Source organism: Micromonospora sp. NPDC003776, assembly GCF_053605645.1.
On sequence record NZ_JBSGJR010000017.1, the window covers coordinates 1 to 18,814 of the forward strand.

Here is an 18,814-nt window from a genome sequence, read left to right on the forward strand (position 1 = left end):
CACCGGCGGCCCCCGCCCTCTGCCCCAGAGCTCGCTGGGGCGCGCCCGCCCCACCCACCCGTGCACTACGCGTTGCCCCCCCCCCCCGGGCGGGGGCCGCCGCCCCCCCCCCCGGCCCACCGCCCCGCTCGGCGCGATCGGCGGGCCGCCGAGGTGTGCGCCGCCGCCGCCCGGGTACCCGTCGGGCCGACCAGGAGGAGGTCCCCGTGACGGACGAGGCGCCGGACTACTTCCAGCCCGAGCACGGAATGGTGCTCACCCACCTGTTGATCGTGCGGGACGTGGACCGCTCCCGGGAGTTCTACCGCAGCGTGCTAGGCGCCACGGTCGTCCGGGAGCGGCAGCCGGCCATCCTCCGGCTGCACAACGCCTACCTGGTGATCAACGACGAGGGCGGCCCCACCGACGACAAGCCGACCGTCCGGGCCCAGGCACCGGCGGACCCCGACGTGCTCAGCAGCGCGCTCAACGTCCGCGTCACCGACGTGCACGCCGTCTACGAGCTGTGGCGATCCCGGGGCGGGCAGTTCCTCACCGAGCCGAAGGACCACGGCGTGGAGATCCGGTGCTACCTGCGCGACCCGGACGGCTACCTGATCGAACTCGGCCAGGCCACCGGGATCCTCGCCGAGACGGGCCGGCCCGCCACCGGCTGACGGGCAGGGCCGGTGGCGGGGCGGCGCACGGGTTCAGCAGCGGGGCACGTTCGGGATGAAGCCGTCGTACCCGGTGAGGACGAACGCGTCGGAGACGTACCGGTTGGTGCCGATCCGGTTCCAGATGCTGCTGGTGCCGTACGTGCCGGTCACGGTGGTCCCGACGGCCTGGCAGTAGATCGAGACGCCGGCGCCGTCGGTCAGCGAGCCGACGACGGTGTACCCGGTGCCGGGGCCGGAGCGGACGTTGACCGACGAGGAGGTGTGCACCGTCCCCGATCCGATGCCGGTGACGCCCTGCACCAGTTGCATGTAGTAGGTCCAGTTCCAGTTCGGGCCCGGGTCGGTGTGGGTGGCCCCGGGCACCTCGACGTGCCCGATGATGTGCTGCCGGTCCTTCGGGATGCCGTACCGGTCGGCGAGGGTACGGGTGAGCGCCGCGGAGGCCCGGTACATCGCGTCGGTGAACCACGCCGGATCGTCGACGTAGCCCTCGTGCTCGATGCCGATCGACTGGGTGTTGTAGGTCCAGTTGCCGGCGTGCCAGGCGATGTCCTTCTCCCGCACGGACTGGGTGACGGCGCCGTCCGAGGACCGGAAGGTGTAGTGCGCGCTGACCTGCGCCGCCGGGTTCTGGAACCAGCTGATGGAGCCGGCGTAGGAGCCCTGCGTCACGTGGATGACGACGTACCTGATCGGGTGGCTGGCGGGTCGGTTGGCGACGGTGTAGTTGCTGGTGCTGGCGGGCGCCCAGGCGGCTGGACCGTAGTCGGTGCTCAGGGTGCCGAGCTCACCCGGCCGGGCGGCCCGGGCCAGTTCGCCCCGCTGTGGCGCGACCGGACGGGGGGCCACCGCCACGCCGCGCACGGCGGGGATGCCGGTCCGGAGCAGGTCGTAGACGGTGTCGGCGTAGAGCCGCGCGACGGCCGGGTCGGTCGCACCGCCGTAGCGGGCGACCGGGCCGTACCACCGGTTGAGGTCGGCGCCGGCGGCGTGGCCCAGGCCGTCCCGGTCCGCGTAGGCGCGGAGGACCGCGGCGGCGCCGAGGACGTTCGCCGCCGGGTCGGTCCGCAGCCGCGCCGGCTCGAGCCCGGTGCGACGGGCCGCCTCGTCGAGGGTGCGGACGGCGGGGTTGTCCACCAGGTGCATCAGGCCGTATCCGCCGCTCGCGCTCGGCGCGCCGGCGTGCATGTCCAGCCGTGACTCGGCGTAGCCGAGGGCGACCAGCAGGTCCCGGGGGACGTCGTAGCGGGCCGCCGCGGTCGCGAAGGCCGTATGAAGCGGAGTGCCGGTCGCGTCGATCGGCGCGGCGGCCGCGGGTGGTGCGACGGTGGCGGGCGCGGCCAGGCCGGTGACCAGGGCGAGGGCGCCACCGAGCAGGAGCCGGGCGCGGCGACGGGCTACTACGGACACGGGCATGCGTGCTCCTTCGTCTCGGCGGAGCGGCGAGGGGCGCCGACGACTCCCATTAATCGATGCTTGTCGCTCAACTGCCGACGACGATAGACGGAGCGAAGTAGGTTGTCTACATCGATGGCGCCCTATCTGTAGGAATACTTCAGACCGGTCAGCGGACGGCGAAGAGGCCACGGCCGCCCCGCTCGGCGTTTACCACGGCGTGGCACCGGGCTCGTACGCGATCGGACTGATGCCGCCGTCGGACGTGACGCTGGCTGCCGCCGTCTTCACCCCCGTCAAGATGAGCGGACTCGCCCGCCGGGTGGACTGAGCCGGCCCACGCCCCGACCGGCGGCCGCGGCTCACGGCCGCCCGTCGCCGGATCCGCCGGTAGCTCGGAGCACGACGGTGATCAGGTGGAGATAGCCGACGCCCTCCGGCAGCAGCCGAATGATCCGGTCCCCGGTCCGCCCGTCCCGGGTGCGTCCAGTCCGGACGGTCCCCGCGCCGAGGGTGGCGACGGCCGGGGCGACCGCCGTCAGCCGAGCTTCTTCACCAGCGTCTCGAACGCCAGGTCGGGCCGGCGCGGCAGGCCGAACCGCTCGTCGCCGTACGGGAACGGGGTCAGTTCGCCGGTGCGGGTGTAGCCACGCCGCAGGTACCAGGCGATCAGGTCCTCCCGCTGGGTGATGACCGTCATCCGCATCTCGCCGGCGCCCCAGCGGTCCCGGGCGAACCGCTCGGCCTCCGCGAGCAGGTGCCGCCCGAGCCCGCCGCCCTGATCCCGCGGCGAGACCGCGAACATGCCGAAGTAGGCGTGGTCGTCGTGGCGCTCCAGTTGGCAGCAGGCGACGATGTCCGGCCCGTTCTCCACGACCAGCACCGCGCCGGCCGGGTTCGTCACCGCGGCGGTCACCATGTCCGCGTCGGCGCGCTGGCCGTCGAGCAGGTCGGCCTCATGGGTCCAGCCGGCGCGGCTGCGCTCCCCCCGGTACGCCGACTCCACGAGATCGACTAGAGCGCCGACGTCGGCGGGGCGGGCGGTGCGGACGGTGCGGGAATCAGGGCTGGTCATCGGTGGGGCTCCAAGGTCGCGGCAGGTCGCCGACCAGCGTACGCACCGCGCCGGCGGCCTCCCGGGACCCTGGACGGCGCTGAAACTTTTCGCCAATATGCCTTCGGATATTGAAGCTGGTTTTCCCATCGGGCTACCCTGCGGAGAACATCCACGATCCACTATGGAGGTGCCGAACCATGCGCAAGCTGATGTCAGCGGTGGGAGCGGGGGCGTTGCTGACGGCCGGGCTGTTCGTCGGTGCCGCGCCGGCGCAGGCGGCGACCTGCACCCTGGTGCAGTCCGAGATCTACAACGGGGCCAACATCATCGCCTGGTCCCGCGGCCTGGAGGGCTGCGCCGGCGACGTCTACTGGGAGATCCAGTCCGGTGACAGCGGCACCTGGCAGATCGCGGACAGCGGCACCACCCACTACGACAACCAGGTCACGAGCTACTACGGCGACGTCGAGCTGCCCTGCTACCTGCGCCTCTACGCGAAGTTCGGCACTCAGGAGAAGCTGACCCAGCCGGCGCGCAACTACAACTGCGGCGGCTGACCCACCGGGGGCCGGGCAGGGCGCGCACGGTACGCCCTGCCCGGCGCGGCCTCACCCGGTCCGGGACCGCCACTCGTGGGCCAGGACGGCGAAGACGAGCTGGTCGGCCCACTCCCCCCGGAACCGGTAGCTCTGGACGTGGTGCGCCTCCTGACGCATGCCCAGCCGGGTCATCAGGCGGGCGGACGCCTCGTTGCGGGCGTGGCACCGGGCGTAGACCCGGTGCAGCCCGAACTCGCCGAACCCCCAGTCGAGTAGCGCCGTGGCGGCTTCGGTGGCCAGTCCGCGGCCACCGTGGTCAGGGTGGAAGACGTACCCGAGTTCCGCCTTCCGGTCGGCCCGGCTGCGCCAGACCAGCTCCACGGTCCCGATCATGCCGGTGTCGGTTGCCACGGCCAGGGTCAGGCAGTCACCCTCGGCGCGCAGCGCGTCCTCGCCCGCCATGGCGGCCACGGAGGCGCGAGACTGCTCGCGGGTGCGCGGCTCGGCGAGCATCCAGCGGACGACGTCGGGTCGGCGCTGGTACGCGTACACGTCGTCGAGGTCGTCCGGCGTGACCGGGCGCAGGGTGAGCCGTGCGGTGCGGATCGGGTACGTCGGCGGGAACATCAGGCGATCGTAGGGGGTGGCGGGTCGCCCCGGCCCGCGCCGGGGCGACCACGCAGGTGCTACAGCTGCTGCACCCAGTACGGGACGACGTCCATCCAGCCGTTGCCGGCCGCCCCGTTGAGCCGGCCGGAGCTGCCGGTGCTCAGCGTGTACCAGGAGTCGACGTAGTCCGGGTCGTCGGTCCACCAGCTGGCCGGCATCGCGTCGATGATCGCGTTCACCAGCGGGGTGTACGTGCCGTAGTCGACGACGGTCAGCAGCGCGGTGATCAGCGCCTTGGCCAGGTCGCGGTAGTTGGTGTCGCCGTCGTCCTCCCACATCACCACGTCGGCCAGGTTGTACTTGTAGTTGTTGTAGTGGACCAGCAACTGGTTCGGGTAGTAGGTCGTGCCGTCGTTGTCGAGGTAGGGCATCTCCACCACGCTGACCGTGGCCTTGCCGTCGAGCCCGAAGCCGCCGACGACGTTGAAGATCTCGGCGCCGCCCTTGATCCACGGCTCCTTGTCGTCGTTGAGCCGGATCGCGTTGACCTTCGTCGCCCAGTAGCCGGACTGCGCACTCATCGTGGCGGTGGTGCCAGTGAGGCCCTGTGCGGCCAGTTCCTGGCGGACCTGCGCCAGGCCACGGCCCATCGCCTTGGCTACGTCGACCTCGACCACCAGCACCGGCCGGTCGGGACGGCGGACCGGATCCAGCAGGACGTGGCCGCCGGCGGGCTGGTAGCCGACCACGTCGGTCGGCGCGTCGTCGGTCGAGGCCGCCGCGACCAGCGGGATCGCGCCCCGGGTGAGCATCGCCGCCATGTCCCGGTGACCGAGCCGCAGTTGCAGCACGGAGCCGGTGGCGGCCGGCAGGCCCTTGGCGGCCAGCACGGCCTGGTTGGCGGTGCGGGTGGCCCGGTCGGTCCGCCGGTCGAGCCGGGCCGCCATCAGGTCCACCGGTCCGGCGAGGACGGCCGGGACGACCCGGTCGCGCACGGCGGGGTCGGCGAGCGCCGCGGCCACCTCGCGGGCGAGCCGGTCCGTGGCGGAGGAGACGGGTGCGACGGCGGACGACGCGAGGGCGGCCGGCCCGGCGTCGTCCGGACGGGCCTGGGCCGGTGTGGCCGTCGCGGCGATCAGGGTGGCCGCCGCCAGGCCCAGGGACGATACGACGAGCCGCAGGGAACGTGGACGCATTCGGACTCCTCTGCAGTCGCGGCGCCGGCTCGTGACCGCGCCGCCGGCTTTGCCGAATGATCCTATCCGGACATAGGTGCGAGTCAATGGGCAACTGAGCGGGCCCGGTCAGGCCGCCTGCCGGCCGACGTCGGTCGTCCACTCCGCCGCCGCCGGCAGCAGGTGCCGCACCTCCGGCGCGCCGTCGGCCAGCTCCCGCGCCCGATACTCGGCCTGTTCGTCCGCCTCGGTCAGCCGGCCGCCGTGCTGGCGCAGATGCTCGTCCCACGACGGCACCAGGTAGACCTCGGTGTACTGGTCGGGCGTCTCGCCCGCCCGGAACAACCCCCACCGCATCGCCCCGGTACGCTGCCGCGCCCCCCGGACGTGCTCCATCGCGTCCATGAACTCGGCCTCCCGCTCGGGCCGGATCGTGTAGGTGACGGTCACCAGCACCGGCCCGACCCGGGGGTCCGGCTGCAGCGCCAGGGTGAGCGGCGGTCGGTAGGCCGCCGGGTCCCGGGTCACCCCGCGCAGGTCGGGCAGCGGCCAGATCTGCGAGGTCACCGCGCCGGCCAGCATCAGCGCGGCGGCCACACCGAAGGCGCCGACCAGGCCGCCGACGTCGGCCACCAGACCCCAGATCAGCGCCCCGACGGCCTGCCCGCCGCCCTGGACCACCTGGTACACGGCCAGTCCGCGGGCGCGTACCCAGCCGGGCAGGAAGAGCTGGATCTCGGCGTTGACGTTGGCCAGCACGGTCACCCAGGCCAGCCCGGCCGGCAGCAGGGCGATCAGCACCACCGGCACGACACGGACCGAGGCCACCACGATCAGCGTTCCGCCGTACAGGGCGCCGGCGACCAGCAGGAACTGGTTGGCGCTCAGCCGGGTGCGGATCCACGGCAGCAGCAGGCCGCCCAAGATGGCGCCCACCCCGAGCGCGGCCAGCAGCAGCCCGTACCCGCTGGAGTTCAGACCGAGCCGGCGGCTAGCCACCAGCGGCAGCAGCGCCCACAGCGCGCTGGCCGGGATGACGAAGACCAGCGCGCGGCGCAGCAGCCGGCGCACGGTCGGCGAGTGCCGCACATACCGGCCGCCGGCGCGCAGCGCCGCGGTGAAACGCTCGGGCACCTCCACCGCGCGGGCGTCGCCGGGTCGCCAGCGGAACAGCGCCAGCGCGTAGATCAGGAACGCGACCGCGTTGAGGCCGAACACCGGTGCCACGCCCGCCTTCGCGATGAGTACACCGGCGGTGGCCGGGCCGACGGCCCGGGCCACGTTGACGCTGATCGAGCCGAGCGCGGAGGCCGCCCGCAGCTGTTCCCGCGGCACCAGCTCGGGGATCACCGCCGCCCAGGCCGGCAGGGTGAGCGCCTGGCCCACGCCGAAGGCGAAGGTGAGGGTGAGCAGCAGGGCCGGCGGCATGTGGCCGGTCGCCGTGAGCAGCGTGAGCGCCACGGCCACCACGACCAGGAACAGTTGTACGGAGATGAGCAGGTGCCGGCGGTCGAAGGTGTCCGCGAGCGCGCCGGCCGGCAGGGCCAGCAGCAGCATCGGCAGCAGGCTGGCGGTCTGCACGAGGGCGACCAGGGTGGACGCGTTGGCCTGGTGCACCAGCAGCCACTGGGCGCCGACGGTCTGCATCCAGGTGCCGATGTTCGCGGCGAGCAGGGCCAGCCACAGGCTGCGGTAGACCGCGGTGCGCAACGGCGACCACGCCGAGACCGACGGCTCGGCGGTGGCGTCGGTCGCGCTCACCACCGCCCGTCCGCCCGCAGCACGAGTTCGCCGGAGACGTACAGGTCGTCGGGGGCGAGCCGGAGCAGGCGTACGACCTCGGCGGCGACCTGGTCGGGCAGGGCGTAGACCTCGTCGAGGAACTGGTCGCCGACCCGCTCCTGCAACCGGGTCGGCATCGGCCCCGGCAGCACTTGCATCACCTTGATCCGGTTGCTGTGCTGCGCCTCGGCCAGCGACTCGACGAGGCTGCTGCCGTAGCTCTTGGTGGCCCGGTAGACGGGGATGCCGGGGCGGGCCTGGGTCACCGCGATGGCGCCGACGTACACCACGTTGCCGAAGCCCTGCCGATGCAGGTGGTCCAAGGCCACCTTGAGCACGTAGGTGGTGCCGAGCGCGTTGACCTCGACGGCCCGGCGGATGCGTTCCGGGGACAGTTCGGCGAGGTCTCCGCCGGCCCACACGGAGGCGCAGTCGCCCACCCCGTCGATGGTCCCGTACCGGTCGGCCACCTCGGCGAAGGCGTCGCGCACCTGCTGGTAGCAGGAGATGTCGCAGAGGATCGCGCCGCAGCCGAGCTCGTCCGCCGTCGCGTCGACCTCGTCGGCCACGTCGCCGAGCACGACCACCTGGTGCTCGTCAACGAGCAGCCGGGCGACCGCGAGACCGAGACCGCTGGTTCCCCCGACCACGATGAACGTCCTGGCGCCCATGCCTCCCCCAAACACCGTCGGCGCACGAGGGGTTCGCGGGCGCCGGGCCGCTGCCTTCCCGCTGGTGTCGGTTCCACACCGGGCGGCCGCCGGGCGAGCCGCGGCGATCGCTGGGGTCGGTGGGCAGGTTGGGAAGGGCGGTGCCGGTGCGGCCGGACCGCCGTCAACCGACGGCGGCCCCGGCGCGCGGTGGGCAGATCAGGTCACCACTTGTCCCAGGGGATGGTCCAGTCGCCCACGCCGTCGCTGAGCGCCATCTTCCGGGGGGTGTTGCGCACGTCGACCACGTCACCGAGGCGGAACGTGTCGTAGAACCAGCGCGCGTGGGACGGGCCGACGTTGATGCAGCCGTGGGAGGTGTTCTGGCTGCCCTGCGCGCCGATGTTCCAGTCGGCCATGTGCACGAACTCACCGGAGTACGAGATCCGCAGGCAGAGCTTGATGACCTCGTCGTAGTAGTTGGGGTCCTTCGGATCGGTGACCCCGTAGCTGGCCGAGGTCATCCGGTGCGAGGGCTCCCGGGTCATCACCACGTGCGGGCCGGAGCGGGTCCAGTAGCTGACCTCCTCCCCGTTCGCGCCGGTGGTGGTGCCGCCCTTGCCCATGCTGATCGGGATGTCGCGGACCATCTTCCCGTCGATCCAGACCTTCATCCGGTGGGTACTGGCGTCGGCGATCGCGATGCGGGACGGCCCGATGGTGAAGTTCGTGCTCGCGTTGGCCCCGCCGTAGACGCCCTTGCCGAGGTCCTGGCCGAAAAGATTGATCTTGACGGAGATCTTCGTGCCCGGCGTCCAGTACTTCGCCGGCCGCCAGTGCGCGTTCTGGCCGTCGATCCAGCGCCACCGCCCCTCGACCGCCGGCGTGGTCTCCACCAGCATCGACTTCTCCGCCTCGGCCCGGTTCTTCACCGGGCGGCTGAAGTTGACCATGACCGGCAGGCCGACCCCGTACGTGCCACCGTCCTGAAGGGCGGCCAGCTTGTTCGCCTGGAACACGACGGAGGCGACGCCCGACGGCTTGAGGGTGCGGAAGGTGCTCTTGTGCTGGGTCACCGTGCCGGCCGCGTCGGCCGCCGACACGCTCACCGTGTAGGTCTTGTTGTAGGCCAGCTTGCCGGTCGACCGCCAGGTGCGGCCGTCCTCGTCCAGCGCCCCGGCGATGGTCTTGCTGCCGGCGGTCACCGTGACGTCCTTGAGGCTGCCCGCCTCGACCGTCACCACGACATGCTCCAGCGGCGACACCTTGGTGGCGTCGGCGGCCGGCGTGACGGTCACCTGTACCTCACCCGCGGCGGGACTGCTCGCTCCGGCCTCACCCGGCTGCGACCAACTGGCGGCGGTCGAGCCACCCTTGGTGCACCCTGCGGTCACCAGGCCGGCCGTGACACCCACACCGGTGGCGATCAACTTTCGACGACTGATCATCGCGTTCCTCTCCGAGCGGAGAGTACTTGGCGGCGGCCCGTCTGGGGAGCCCGGTGCCGCCTGCGTCACTGTCGATCGGGTGTCCGACCGCCACCGGTCACCGGCGCCCGGCCGCCGACGCCGTCCGACGCACCCCGGCCAACCGCTCGACGAGCACCCCGGCGACCAGGAGGACGGCGAGCAGAATGAGCGCGGCCGCCGGCGGCAGCACCCGCGCCAGCGGCAGCAGGAGCAGCGCGGCGACGACGACGGCCACCTGGTCCGGCCGGACCGGCTGCCGGGTGAGCCGGCGGAAGAGCAGCCGACCGGCCAGGTAGAGCACGGCCCCGCCGAACAGCGCGGTGGCGGCCGACCAGTTCAGCCTCGGCCCGGCGTCGTGCGCCTCGGCCACCTGCGCGAGCACCTGCTCGATGCCGACCGCGAGGTAGACGGTCCCGGTGATCAGCAACAGGTGGGTCTGGCTGTAGGCGTCCGCGGCGACCCGGTCCCGCCGCTCCCCCGCCGCCTCGGTCAGGGCCCGGGCAGCGGCGGGCGCGGCGGGCACGAAGTAGAGCCACCACAGGCAGGCGGTCACCACCAGGCCGACCACCGCCAGGCCGAGGACCGGCGGCGCGGTCACCGCCGACGCCGCGCCCAGGCCGGCGGCGCTCAGCGACTCGCCGAGCGCGATGATCAGGACCAGCCCGTGCCGCTCGGCGAAGTGGCTCTCGCTGCGCAACGGCCAGGCGCCGCGCCACGCGTACGACAGGCGCTGGCCGCCGATCTCCACCAGGAACGCCACCGTCCAGAGCACGGCGTGCGCCGCCCCGCTCACCAGCGCCCCGAGCAGCAACGGCACCCAGCCGACGGCGCTGACCACCGCGAAGAACCGAATCCGCTCCCGCAGCCCGGGCACGCCCGCCCCCGCCCAGTGGTACAGCACCAGATGCACCACGCGCAGCAGCACGTAGGCCGACGCAACGAGCAGGGGCCCGTCCAGGCCCGGCCCGGACGTCCAGGCCTGCGGCATCGCCAGCGCCGCGACGAGGAGCGCCGCCATGGCCACCAGGAAACCCGCGCGGACCGGGCCGACGTCCGCCCGCGTCTGGTTGCCCAACCAGGCGTACGACGACCAGGCGAACCAGAGGAGCACCAGCAGGAGAGGCCCTGCGCCATGGACACCAGGGTCGGCTCGCGCCCGATCAGGGCCATGATGCGGGTCAACGCGAACACGAAGACCACGTCGAAGAAGATCTCGAACGGGGTCACCGCACGGTCCCGGGGCGCCGGCTGCGGCGGCGGCGAGGCCGGCCACCACCGGGTCCTGTCGCGCCCCATCCCGCCGTCCCCTCCACCGCCCGGCCGATCGTCCCTGGGGACCGACGTTAGGTCCCGCGGTGCGGGACGACGCGTGGATTCACCGAACCGACGGCACCAGACCGGGGTCGTCCGGGCTTCGGGCCGCGTCCGCCTGGACCAGTTCGGTCAGCAGGACGCTGGTGGCGTCGTCCGCCGGCAGGAACGCCTCGAGTCTCAGCTCCGCGACGGTGACGTCGACGGCGGTGCCGAAGTGGGTCAGCGTGGTGATGAGCCGTAGCTCCCGGTCGTCCCCCTCGCCGGCCCGCAGGCGCAGCGGCACCGCGAAGCCCAGGTGGTGCGGGGCGGGGTCCCGCGGCCGCGGCGGCGCCAGCTCGACCAGCTCAGCCGCCAGGCGGGCCAGCCGGTCGTTCGGGTTACGCACGCTCTCGGCGTGCACCCGGTCGACAATGTGCCAGGCCCACTCGTCGAGGTTGACGATGCGCCGCCCGAGCCCCCGCGGGTGCAGCAGCACCCGGGGCACGCTCACCGGCGGGGCGAGCAGCCGCGGCTCCACCCCGCGGGTGAGGGCGTGGAACCCGGCGTTGGCCGAGACGAGGTCGCCGTGGCGGTCCACGACGACCGCCGGATACGGCAGGTGACCGCGGAGCACGCGCTCCAACGCGGCCCGGACCGGCGCCAGCCCGGGGTCGTCCATTCGGCTCTGCGGATACGCGGGCGCGAACCCGGCCGCGAGGAGCAGTTCGTTGCGCTCGCGGATCGGCACCTCCAGCGACTCGGCCAGCCGGATAACCATCGACCGGCCGGGCGTCGACCGCCCGCTCTCGAGGAAGCTGACGTGCCGCTGCGTGGTCCCGGCCCGGACGGCCAGTTCCAGCTGGCTGACCCGGCGTCGGGTGCGCCAGGTGCGCAACGCGGCGGCGAAAGCGGCTCCGGTCGATTCGATGATCACCGCTCCTGTCTATACCGGCGCGGCGTCGAGCGGCGATTCCCTGCGGGGAATTGTTCGCCTCCGGCCGGCACAGCACAGTCGTCGCTGATCCCGCTCATCCCGACGAAGGACGCACCATGACCGACGACCAACTGCGCAGTCTCACCGACCGTTACGTGGCGGTGTGGAACGAACCGGATCCGGAGCGCCGGCGAGCCGGCGTACGCGAGCTGTGGTCCCCCGACGCGCGCCACGTGCTCCAACCGCCGGAGGAGATCCACCGGATCGCCGCCGGGCTGGGCTTCGACCGGACCGTTCTGGAGGCGCGCGGCCACGACGCGCTGGAGGTACGGGTGGCCCGGGCGTACGACGAGTTCGTCGCCCCCGGCGGCTACCTCTTCCGCTCGCGGCGAGACGCCGACCGGCTGCACGATGTGGTCAAGTTTCACTGGGAGATGGTTTCGCGCGCCGGCGGTGACGTGGCCGCCGTCGGACTCGAAATTCTGCTGCTGGGCCCGGACGGCCGCATCGTCGGCGACTACCAGTTCATCGAGGGCTGAGGATGACGATGAACGCCTTCGTCAGCGCCCACCGGCTCCGGACGGTCATCGACCGGGTGTTGCCGTTCGAGGAGGCCGGTGCGGGGTGCCGGTACCACGCGTCGGCCGGCCCCTTCGGAAAGGTGATGATCACCGTCCGATGACGGTGGGCGGCCGCCCCGCCCCTCCGCGGCGCGGCAGGCCGGCCAGCCAGTCCTCGAGGGCCGCCGGTGACCGGAACAGCAGCACCGGCGGCCCGGACGGATCGGCCTGCCAGGCCCGCATGCGGCGACGGGCCCGGGCGAACGCGGCGACGTGCCACACCAGGATCGAGTCGCGGGACAGCACGCTGCCGAGCGACTCGCGGTTGCCGTTGCAGATCTCCTCGCCGGTCACCAGCCGGCGCAGGGTCCGGCGCAGCAACCGTCCGAACGAGCGCCAGCGCGGGTAGTCCAGGCCGACCACCAGGTCCGCGCGGCAGAGCGGGACGTCCCGCCACCCGTGGTACGCCCCGTCGAGGATCCAGCGGTCCCGCCGGCAGATCTCCTCGATCCGGCTGCGCTGCCGGGCGACCGGCACCTCCACCCAGCCGGGCTGCCAGAGCAGGTCGTCGACCGGATACCAGGGCAGCCGGAGACGTTCGGCCAGTCGCGCGGCGAGGGTCGACTTGCCGGCGCCGTACACCCCGTAGACCAGGATGCGGGTCGGTGCGCTCACCCGCGGCAGCGTACGTGGCGGGCGCGACGCGCCACCCCGGGACCACCGCAGGCATTGACATCGGCAACTATCGTCAGGAGCGGATCGTCGACGCATGGGGGAAGACGATGGACGATGCGCGCCCGCCGGGCGGACCGGACGTACCACCGCCGGTGCCGCCGCCACCGCCCGGACCGCCACCGGGGTACGGCGCGGCCCCGGCGTACGGACCGCCGGCCTACCGCCCGCCGGCGCCGTACCCGGTCTCCCCGCCGCCACCACCGCGGCGGAACCGGCTGCCGCTGCTCCTCGGGTTCGGTGGCGGCGCGCTGGCGCTGCTGCTGGTCTGCGGCCTGCTGGCCGGGGTGCTCTGGACCACCGCCCGGCCCGACGATCCGTCGCCCGCCCGGGGCACCGATCCGGGGCTGGTGGAGCAGGTCGCGGCGGAGAGCGAACTGTCCCGGGCCGCGACCACGTTGCTGGACTCCCCCGCGACCCGCTACCGCGGCTGGTTCACCGACACCGCCGGCAGTCGGTACGACGTCGACGCCCGGGTGACCAACGCCGGCTCGGTGCTGGCCCGGCTGACCGTCGGCGGCCAGTCGCTACAGGTGATCGAGGTCGGCGAGCGCACCTTCGTCAAGGCCGGCGTGTCGTACTGGCGGGACGCCGGAGCCCCGGCGAAGGACGTGGCCGAGTACGCCCGCCGCTGGGTCAAGGTGCCGGCCGGGACGTTCGGCTTCGACCTCGGCGACGTCCTGGCCCCGCGCCAGGTCGCCGAGTCGATGGCACCGGGGGTGGGCGGTGACGGGGCGGCGTCCGCCGAGGAGGTGGGCTCGCGACGCGGCCCCCCGCAGACCGTCGACGGGGTCGCCGTCGTGCCGGTCGCCGCCGGTCGGCTCACCTACTACGTCACCCGGGACGAGCCGAAGCGGCTGGTCCGGCTGGCCACCGGCGCGCCGCAGACCGGCGGCACCATCCAGCACACCCGGCACGACCGCCGTGCCGGCGGGATCCGGCCGGTGGCGGCCCGGGCCGGCGACGTCGAGCTGGCCCTCGCCCTGGCCCAGCTCACCACCGCCGAGCAGAACCAGCTCTTCACCGAGTTGAAGGCGCACCTGACCGACCTGCGGACCGCGATCGACGCCGAGGTCAGGTTCACGCTCAACGGCTCCGTCACCCTCGCGCCCTGCACCACCAACGGCTGCACGGCGACGCTGACGCTGCGCAACACGGTCACCTCCCGCTCGCCGTACCTGTCGGTCCGGCAGGTGACCGCCGAGGTCACCGTACGGATGACCCTCGACGGGGCGCCGGTGGCCACCTGCACCTCGACCCGGTCGATGAAGCCCAACGGCACCGTGCGGGTCAGCTGCCGGGCCGGCTACTCCATCCCGCCATCGCGCAACCCGCGGACGCACACCGTGCGCGCGGACGCCACCGCCATGGCCCGGGCGCTCGCCGAGGCCGACATCCGGCAGATGGCGAAGGACCTCGCCGACCAGATCATCGGCAGCCGCAACCCGCCGGCGCGGACCGGCGCCGAGTACTTCCCCAAGGGCCGGGCCCCGGCGCTCAACGCCCGCCAGCAGGCGGCCCGCGACCGGGTGGACCAGTTGGCGAAGCGGGCCTGCCGGGAGGTCAAGCAACTGCCCGGTGAGGACGCCACGACCTGGGGCAGCCGGGTGCACCGGCGGCTCGCCCAGATGCTGGCCGCCGAGCCCCGGACCAGCCAGCTCTACAGCGAGGTGGGCTACCGGGCGGGCGGGCTGTCCCGACGGTGGTACAACCCGGTGAAGGGCAGCAGCGGCTGGATCAAGGGCACCCGCGTGCCGGACGTGGTGTTCGGGGCCGACCGGCTGCGTCCCGAACTCCTGCTCGACCTCAAGACCGGCTCGCTCGGGCTGGAGGAGCGCTGGTACAACGAGCTGGTCGCCCAGCTGCCGCAACGCTACAAGAACGTGCCCGTGCTCGCGGTGCGCTGCTGACCGAGGAGGTCGACCGTGAACACCCGTCGCTGGACCGGCGCGGCCCGCCGGTTCCTGGTGCCCGCGCTGCCCGGCCGGTGGACCGTCGCCCAGGGCACGCTGATCCGCGGCGAGGTCGGCTGGACCGTCCAGCAGGTCGCGCTCCGGCCCGCCCGGCACGCGCCGGCGGTCCGGCTGGACGCGGTGGTCCAGTTCCTGGCCACCCCGGCGGTCGACCGCTACACCTGCGCGGTGCCGCTGGACGGCGCGTGGGACGAGCCCGCCTCGGTGGACGACTACGCGCCGGTGATGGCGGAGATCGCCCGGGTCGTCCGCGCGCAGGCAGTGCCGTTCCTCGACCGGTACGGCGCCCTCGACGGCTACCTCGACCACCTGCGCGAACAGGCGGCGCCGGACCCCGCGACCGGGGTCGACTGGCTGGACATGAACACCGCCGAGGAGCTGACCTACCTCCACCTGGTCCGCGGCGACCTGGCGGCGGCGGCCGACGCGGCCCGGGAGGCGGAACGCTCCGCCGAGGAGGACCGGCGGCACGCCATCCCCAGCCCGTGGATCACCGAAGGGCTGGAACGGGTGCGGGCGGTGCTGTCCGTGGCGCGACGGGATCCCCGGGAGGCCCGATCGCTGCTGGCGGGCAACGCGCGCACCGCCGCCGCGGCGCTGGGTCTGCCTGCGCCGGTGCTCGACGCCGGCTCCTCATCGGACGGCGCCGAACCGGGCGCCACGGAGGAAGGAAGGTGATGGACGGCGGCGGCAGCCGGCTCACCCGGCGGGGTCTGCTCGGCGTGACCGCGGCGGCCGGCGTGACCGGGCTGGCCGCCGGCTGTGAACCGGACGCCCCGCCGGCTGCGACCCCGAGCGCCGGCCCACCCGCCTTCGACCCGTCGAGCTGGGAGAGTGTCGGCGCGCAGTTCGCCCTCGACCGCACCCGGGCGCACCTGGCCACCTTCGTCTTCGCGGCGCACCCCGCCCCGGTCCGGGCCGCCGTCGCCGCGTACCGGGACGGCCTGGACCGGGACGCGCTGGGCTACCTGGGCGCCAACGAGGAACCGCTCGACCGGAGCGTGCTCGCGGCGGCCGCCGCGCACCTCGACACCCGCCCCGAGCAGATCGCGCTCACCGACTCGACCACGATGGGCCTCGGCCTGGTCTACACCGCGCTGCGGCTGGCCCCCGGCGACGAGGTGCTGACCACCGAGCACGACTTCTACGCCACGCACGAGTCGTTGCGGCTACGGGCCGAGCGGGACGGGGTGACGGTCCGCCGGGTGCGGCTCTACCGGGACCCGGCGGTGGCGTCCGTCGATGAGATCGTCACCAACCTCGCCGCGGCGGTCACCACCCGTACCCGGGTCGTCGCGCTGACCTGGGTGCACTCCAGCACCGGGGTGAAGCTGCCGGTCCGGCAGCTCGCCGAGGCGGTCCGGGCGCGCAGCCCGCAGGCGCTGGTCTGCGTCGACGGGGTGCACGGCTTCGGCGCCGAGGCGGTGACCCCGGCCCAGCTCGGCTGCGACGTCCTGATCTCCGGCTGCCACAAGTGGCTGCTCGGGCCGCGGGGCACCGGGCTGGTCTGGGGCAGCACGCGGGCGTGGGACCGGATGACCCCGGTGATCCCCTCCTTCGACCGGCGCAGCATCGGCCGCTGGATGTACGGCGGCACCGGCCCGCAGCCGCCGCCCGGCGGCCCCGCGCACACGCCGGGCGGATACCACTCCTTCGAGCACCGGTGGGCGCTGGCCGCGGCGTTCGAGTTCCACCGGCAGATCGGTCGGGAGCGGGTCGCGGCGCGGACCCGCGAACTGGCCGACCGGCTCAAGGACGGCCTGGCCGGCATCCGGCGGGTGCGACTGGTCACCCCGCGCGCGGCCGACCTCTCCGCCGGGATCGCCTGCTGCGAGGTGGCCGACGTGCCGGTCGGTGAGGCGGTGGGCCGCCTCGCCGCCGCTGGCGTGATCGCCAGCAGCACCCCCTACCACCCCTCGTACCTGCGGTTCGGCGCGACCATCGCGAACAGCGCGGACGAGGTCGACGCCGCGGTGCGGGCGGTACGCGGGCTGGTCTGAGCGCCTCGCCGCCCGGGGCCGAAATCCCGGTGCGCGGTGTCCGCCGGCCCGGTTAGCGTCCGCTGATGACACCCCGCCTGCAGTTTCTCCGTGATCCCGGCGAGTTCCTCGCCGCCGCCGGCGCGCACCTGGCCGCCGACCCGGTGGTCAGCACGGTGGTGACCACGATCGCGCACCGGCTGTCCGCGCAGCGGGCGGACGGGCTCGCCCTGCCGGAGCGGGACTGGTGGCTGGTGGTCCGGGACGCCGCCGGCGCGGTCGTCGGCGCCGGCATGCGGGCGGCGCCGTTCGCGCCGTACCCGCCGTTCCTGCTGCCGATGCCCGACGAGGCGGCGGTGGCCCTGGCCACCACGTTGCACGAGCGTGGGGAGGAGGTGCTCGGGGTCAACGGGGCGCTCCCCGCCGCCGAACTGTGCGCCGCCGAACTGGCCCGGCTCAGCGGCGGTCGGGTGGAGGTCGCCCAGCACACCCGGTTGCACGAGCTCGGGGAGCTGATCCCGCCGTCGCCCGTACCCGGGCACCTGGCGGTCGCCACCGAGGACGACCTGGAGTTGGCCACGGAGTGGTTCGCCGCGTTCATGGGCGACGCCGACGAGCAGGCGGGCCGCCCACGCGGCGCCAGCGCGCACGAGGTGCCGGACCGGACCGACATGCTGCGCCGGATCCGGCTCGGGCGGGTGTGGTTCTGGCTCGACGAGGCCGGTCGGCGGGTGCACCTGACCGCCGCGAACCCGCCCGCGTTCGGGGTTGCCCGGGTGGGCCCGGTGTACACGCCGCCGGCCGAGCGTGGGCGCGGCTGGGCCAGCAACGCGGTCGCCGAGGTGTCCCGGCGGATCCTGGCCGAGGGCGCCCGGGCCTGCCTCTTCACCGATCAGGCCAACCCCACCTCGAACAAGATCTACGCCGCGCTCGGCTACCGGCCGGTGGTGGACATGGCCAACCTCGTCATCGTCGGCTGAGCCGAGCCGGGCGCCGAAGGCCGAGCCCAGCCGGACGAGGCGGTCGCGCAGCCGCGGTCCGCCTGCGCCGCGTCCGCACCCCGCCGCGCCGGGTGCGGGACACCCCGCCCGGCCGGATACGGTAGCCGGGTCGCCGGACGGTGAAACGGTGGGAGGGCCGGATGCGCCTGCACGTGGGGTGCGCGATGTGGACGCACCGGTCCTGGCCGGGACGGTTCCTGGCGCACCCGCTGCCGGCGCAGGAGCGGCTGCGCGCGTACGCCGGCTGGTGCACCGCGGTCGAGGGGAACACGACGTTCTACGCGACGCCGTCCCGGGAGACGGTGGCGTCGTGGGCGCGGCAGACCAACCCGGGGTTCCGGTTCGTGCTCAAGCTGCCGAAGGTCGTCACCCACGAACGCCGGCTCACCGGGGCGGATGAGGAGTTGCGCGCCTTCCTGGACGCGATCGAGCCGCTCGGCCCGCGGGCGCACGCCCTCTGGATCCAGTTGCCGGGCGCGTTCGGCCCCGGCGACGTACCCGCGCTCGCCCGGTTCCTGCGCGGCCTGCCCGCCGCGCACCGGTACGCCGTGGAGGTGCGCCACCCGGCGTTCTTCGACGATCCCCGGGCGACCGGGACGCTGGAGGAGGCGCTCGCCACGGTCGACGCGGAGTGGGTGCCCTTCGACACCACCGCGTTCTTCCGTACCCCGCCGACCAGTGACGCGGAACGGGAGGCGTGGTTGAAGAAGCCGCGCACCCCGTTGCGCACCCGGGCCCTGACCGACCGGCCGATCGTCCGGTACCTCGGCCGGGACGACCCGGCGCGGACGGTGGCGGGCTGGCAGCCGTGGCTCGACGTGGTGACCGGCTGGCTGCGGGAGGGCCGGTCGCCGACGGTGTTCGTGCACACGCCGGACAACGCCGACGCGCCGGACCTCGCCCGCCGGTTCCACGACGAGGTCCGGGCACGCCTGCCGGAGCTTGATCCGCTGCCCGAGCCGGCGCCGGTCGGACCGTCGACGCTGTTCTGACGGTCGGCCGGCGGG

Annotated in this window: 19 protein-coding genes; 8 read left to right on the plus strand and 11 right to left on the minus strand. The window is 73.8% G+C overall.

Annotated elements, in window-relative coordinates; all coding sequences use genetic code 11:
* Positions 1–206 precede the first annotated feature (206 nt).
* Positions 207–656 carry a VOC family protein gene (locus tag ACWEVO_RS03085; RefSeq protein WP_452305905.1) on the plus strand — a complete coding sequence of 150 codons (450 nt, stop codon included), beginning with the start codon at positions 207–209 and terminating at the stop codon, positions 654–656.
* A 33-nt stretch (positions 657–689) separates the two neighbouring features.
* Here ACWEVO_RS03085 and ACWEVO_RS03090 read toward each other — a convergent pair whose 3' ends face one another.
* Positions 690–2,075: an N-acetylmuramoyl-L-alanine amidase gene (locus ACWEVO_RS03090; RefSeq protein WP_452305906.1), complete on the minus strand. Its 1,386-nt coding sequence runs from the start codon at positions 2,073–2,075 to the stop codon at positions 690–692.
* A gap of 517 nt (positions 2,076–2,592) precedes the next feature.
* Complete coding sequence (locus tag ACWEVO_RS03095) at positions 2,593–3,129, minus strand: GNAT family N-acetyltransferase (RefSeq protein WP_452305907.1); 537 nt, start codon at positions 3,127–3,129, stop codon at positions 2,593–2,595.
* Between the two features lie 179 nt (positions 3,130–3,308).
* Here ACWEVO_RS03095 and ACWEVO_RS03100 point away from each other — a divergent pair, with 179 nt between their 5' ends.
* On the plus strand, positions 3,309–3,668 hold the full coding sequence (locus ACWEVO_RS03100; protein ID WP_452305908.1) for a hypothetical protein: 360 nt from the start codon (positions 3,309–3,311) through the stop codon (positions 3,666–3,668).
* Between the two features lie 51 nt (positions 3,669–3,719).
* Here the strand turns inward: ACWEVO_RS03100 and ACWEVO_RS03105 are convergent, their stop codons facing one another.
* The 7 genes from ACWEVO_RS03105 to ACWEVO_RS03135 form a co-directional block, all read right to left on the minus strand.
* Complete coding sequence (locus ACWEVO_RS03105; protein ID WP_452305909.1) at positions 3,720–4,277, minus strand: GNAT family N-acetyltransferase; 558 nt, start codon at positions 4,275–4,277, stop codon at positions 3,720–3,722.
* Positions 4,278–4,336: 59 nt separating this feature from the next.
* Positions 4,337–5,455, minus strand: coding sequence for a DUF3103 family protein (locus ACWEVO_RS03110; RefSeq protein ID WP_452305910.1), 1,119 nt, complete (start codon positions 5,453–5,455; stop codon positions 4,337–4,339).
* Positions 5,456–5,563: 108 nt separating this feature from the next.
* A complete protein-coding gene (locus ACWEVO_RS03115) occupies positions 5,564–7,195 on the minus strand; it encodes an MFS transporter (protein WP_452305911.1) in 1,632 nt (543 codons plus the stop codon).
* Positions 7,192–7,887, minus strand: a complete 696-nt coding sequence (locus tag ACWEVO_RS03120; RefSeq protein WP_452305912.1) for an SDR family NAD(P)-dependent oxidoreductase — start codon at positions 7,885–7,887, stop codon at positions 7,192–7,194. The genes ACWEVO_RS03115 and ACWEVO_RS03120 overlap by 4 nt, the downstream gene beginning before the upstream one ends.
* Positions 7,888–8,090: 203 nt before the next feature.
* On the minus strand, positions 8,091–9,314 hold the full coding sequence (locus tag ACWEVO_RS03125; protein WP_452305913.1) for a L,D-transpeptidase: 1,224 nt from the start codon (positions 9,312–9,314) through the stop codon (positions 8,091–8,093).
* A 97-nt stretch (positions 9,315–9,411) separates the two neighbouring features.
* Positions 9,412–10,446, minus strand: a complete 1,035-nt coding sequence (locus ACWEVO_RS03130; RefSeq protein WP_452305914.1) for a low temperature requirement protein A — start codon at positions 10,444–10,446, stop codon at positions 9,412–9,414.
* A gap of 264 nt (positions 10,447–10,710) precedes the next feature.
* The gene (locus tag ACWEVO_RS03135) at positions 10,711–11,562 is read right to left on the minus strand and encodes a helix-turn-helix domain-containing protein (RefSeq protein WP_452305915.1); all 852 of its coding nucleotides are present in this window, start codon (positions 11,560–11,562) and stop codon (positions 10,711–10,713) included.
* 116 nt (positions 11,563–11,678) lie between these two features.
* On the opposite strand from ACWEVO_RS03135, the gene ACWEVO_RS03140 reads away from it, so the two are divergent.
* Positions 11,679–12,101 (plus strand): hypothetical protein, encoded by a 423-nt coding sequence (locus ACWEVO_RS03140; protein WP_452305916.1) that lies wholly within the window; start codon positions 11,679–11,681, stop codon positions 12,099–12,101.
* On the opposite strand, the gene ACWEVO_RS03145 is transcribed toward ACWEVO_RS03140, so the two are convergent.
* Positions 12,088–12,234 carry a hypothetical protein gene (locus ACWEVO_RS03145; RefSeq protein ID WP_452305917.1) on the minus strand — a complete coding sequence of 49 codons (147 nt, stop codon included), beginning with the start codon at positions 12,232–12,234 and terminating at the stop codon, positions 12,088–12,090. The genes ACWEVO_RS03140 and ACWEVO_RS03145 overlap by 14 nt on opposite strands.
* Entirely contained in the window at positions 12,231–12,797 is a 567-nt protein-coding gene (locus ACWEVO_RS03150; RefSeq protein ID WP_452305918.1) for an adenylate kinase, read from the minus strand. Before ACWEVO_RS03150 ends, ACWEVO_RS03145 begins: the two co-directional genes overlap by 4 nt.
* A 107-nt stretch (positions 12,798–12,904) precedes the next feature.
* On the opposite strand from ACWEVO_RS03150, the gene ACWEVO_RS03155 reads away from it, so the two are divergent.
* From ACWEVO_RS03155 to ACWEVO_RS03175, 5 genes are all read left to right on the plus strand, one after another.
* On the plus strand, positions 12,905–14,764 hold the full coding sequence (locus ACWEVO_RS03155) for a hypothetical protein (protein ID WP_452305919.1): 1,860 nt from the start codon (positions 12,905–12,907) through the stop codon (positions 14,762–14,764).
* Positions 14,765–14,779: 15 nt separating this feature from the next.
* The gene (locus ACWEVO_RS03160; protein WP_452305920.1) at positions 14,780–15,505 is read left to right on the plus strand and encodes a hypothetical protein; all 726 of its coding nucleotides are present in this window, start codon (positions 14,780–14,782) and stop codon (positions 15,503–15,505) included.
* Positions 15,505–16,827, plus strand: coding sequence for an aminotransferase class V-fold PLP-dependent enzyme (locus ACWEVO_RS03165; protein WP_452305939.1), 1,323 nt, complete (start codon positions 15,505–15,507; stop codon positions 16,825–16,827). The genes ACWEVO_RS03160 and ACWEVO_RS03165 overlap by 1 nt, the downstream gene beginning before the upstream one ends.
* 65 nt (positions 16,828–16,892) lie before the next feature.
* Positions 16,893–17,786 carry a GNAT family N-acetyltransferase gene (locus ACWEVO_RS03170; protein ID WP_452305921.1) on the plus strand — a complete coding sequence of 298 codons (894 nt, stop codon included), beginning with the start codon at positions 16,893–16,895 and terminating at the stop codon, positions 17,784–17,786.
* 185 nt (positions 17,787–17,971) lie between these two features.
* The gene (locus ACWEVO_RS03175; RefSeq protein ID WP_452305940.1) at positions 17,972–18,799 is read left to right on the plus strand and encodes a DUF72 domain-containing protein; all 828 of its coding nucleotides are present in this window, start codon (positions 17,972–17,974) and stop codon (positions 18,797–18,799) included.
* Positions 18,800–18,814: the final 15 nt, after the last annotated feature.

Bases quoted from the DNA above. Each gene is read 5' to 3' on its own strand.
- ACWEVO_RS03165 (WP_452305939.1), top strand. From the start codon at position 15,505: ATGGACGGCGGCGGCAGCCGGCTCACCCGGCGGGGTCTGCTCGGCGTG.
- ACWEVO_RS03140 (WP_452305916.1), top strand. From the start codon at position 11,679: ATGACCGACGACCAACTGCGCAGTCTCACCGACCGTTACGTGGCGGTG.
- ACWEVO_RS03090 (WP_452305906.1), bottom strand. From the start codon at position 2,075: ATGCCCGTGTCCGTAGTAGCCCGTCGCCGCGCCCGGCTCCTGCTCGGT.
- ACWEVO_RS03110 (WP_452305910.1), bottom strand. From the start codon at position 5,455: ATGCGTCCACGTTCCCTGCGGCTCGTCGTATCGTCCCTGGGCCTGGCG.
- ACWEVO_RS03100 (WP_452305908.1), top strand. From the start codon at position 3,309: ATGCGCAAGCTGATGTCAGCGGTGGGAGCGGGGGCGTTGCTGACGGCC.
- ACWEVO_RS03125 (WP_452305913.1), bottom strand. From the start codon at position 9,314: ATGATCAGTCGTCGAAAGTTGATCGCCACCGGTGTGGGTGTCACGGCC.
- ACWEVO_RS03120 (WP_452305912.1), bottom strand. From the start codon at position 7,887: ATGGGCGCCAGGACGTTCATCGTGGTCGGGGGAACCAGCGGTCTCGGT.
- ACWEVO_RS03095 (WP_452305907.1), bottom strand. From the start codon at position 3,129: ATGACCAGCCCTGATTCCCGCACCGTCCGCACCGCCCGCCCCGCCGAC.
- ACWEVO_RS03155 (WP_452305919.1), top strand. From the start codon at position 12,905: ATGGACGATGCGCGCCCGCCGGGCGGACCGGACGTACCACCGCCGGTG.
- ACWEVO_RS03170 (WP_452305921.1), top strand. From the start codon at position 16,893: ATGACACCCCGCCTGCAGTTTCTCCGTGATCCCGGCGAGTTCCTCGCC.
- ACWEVO_RS03105 (WP_452305909.1), bottom strand. From the start codon at position 4,277: ATGTTCCCGCCGACGTACCCGATCCGCACCGCACGGCTCACCCTGCGC.
- ACWEVO_RS03175 (WP_452305940.1), top strand. From the start codon at position 17,972: ATGTGGACGCACCGGTCCTGGCCGGGACGGTTCCTGGCGCACCCGCTG.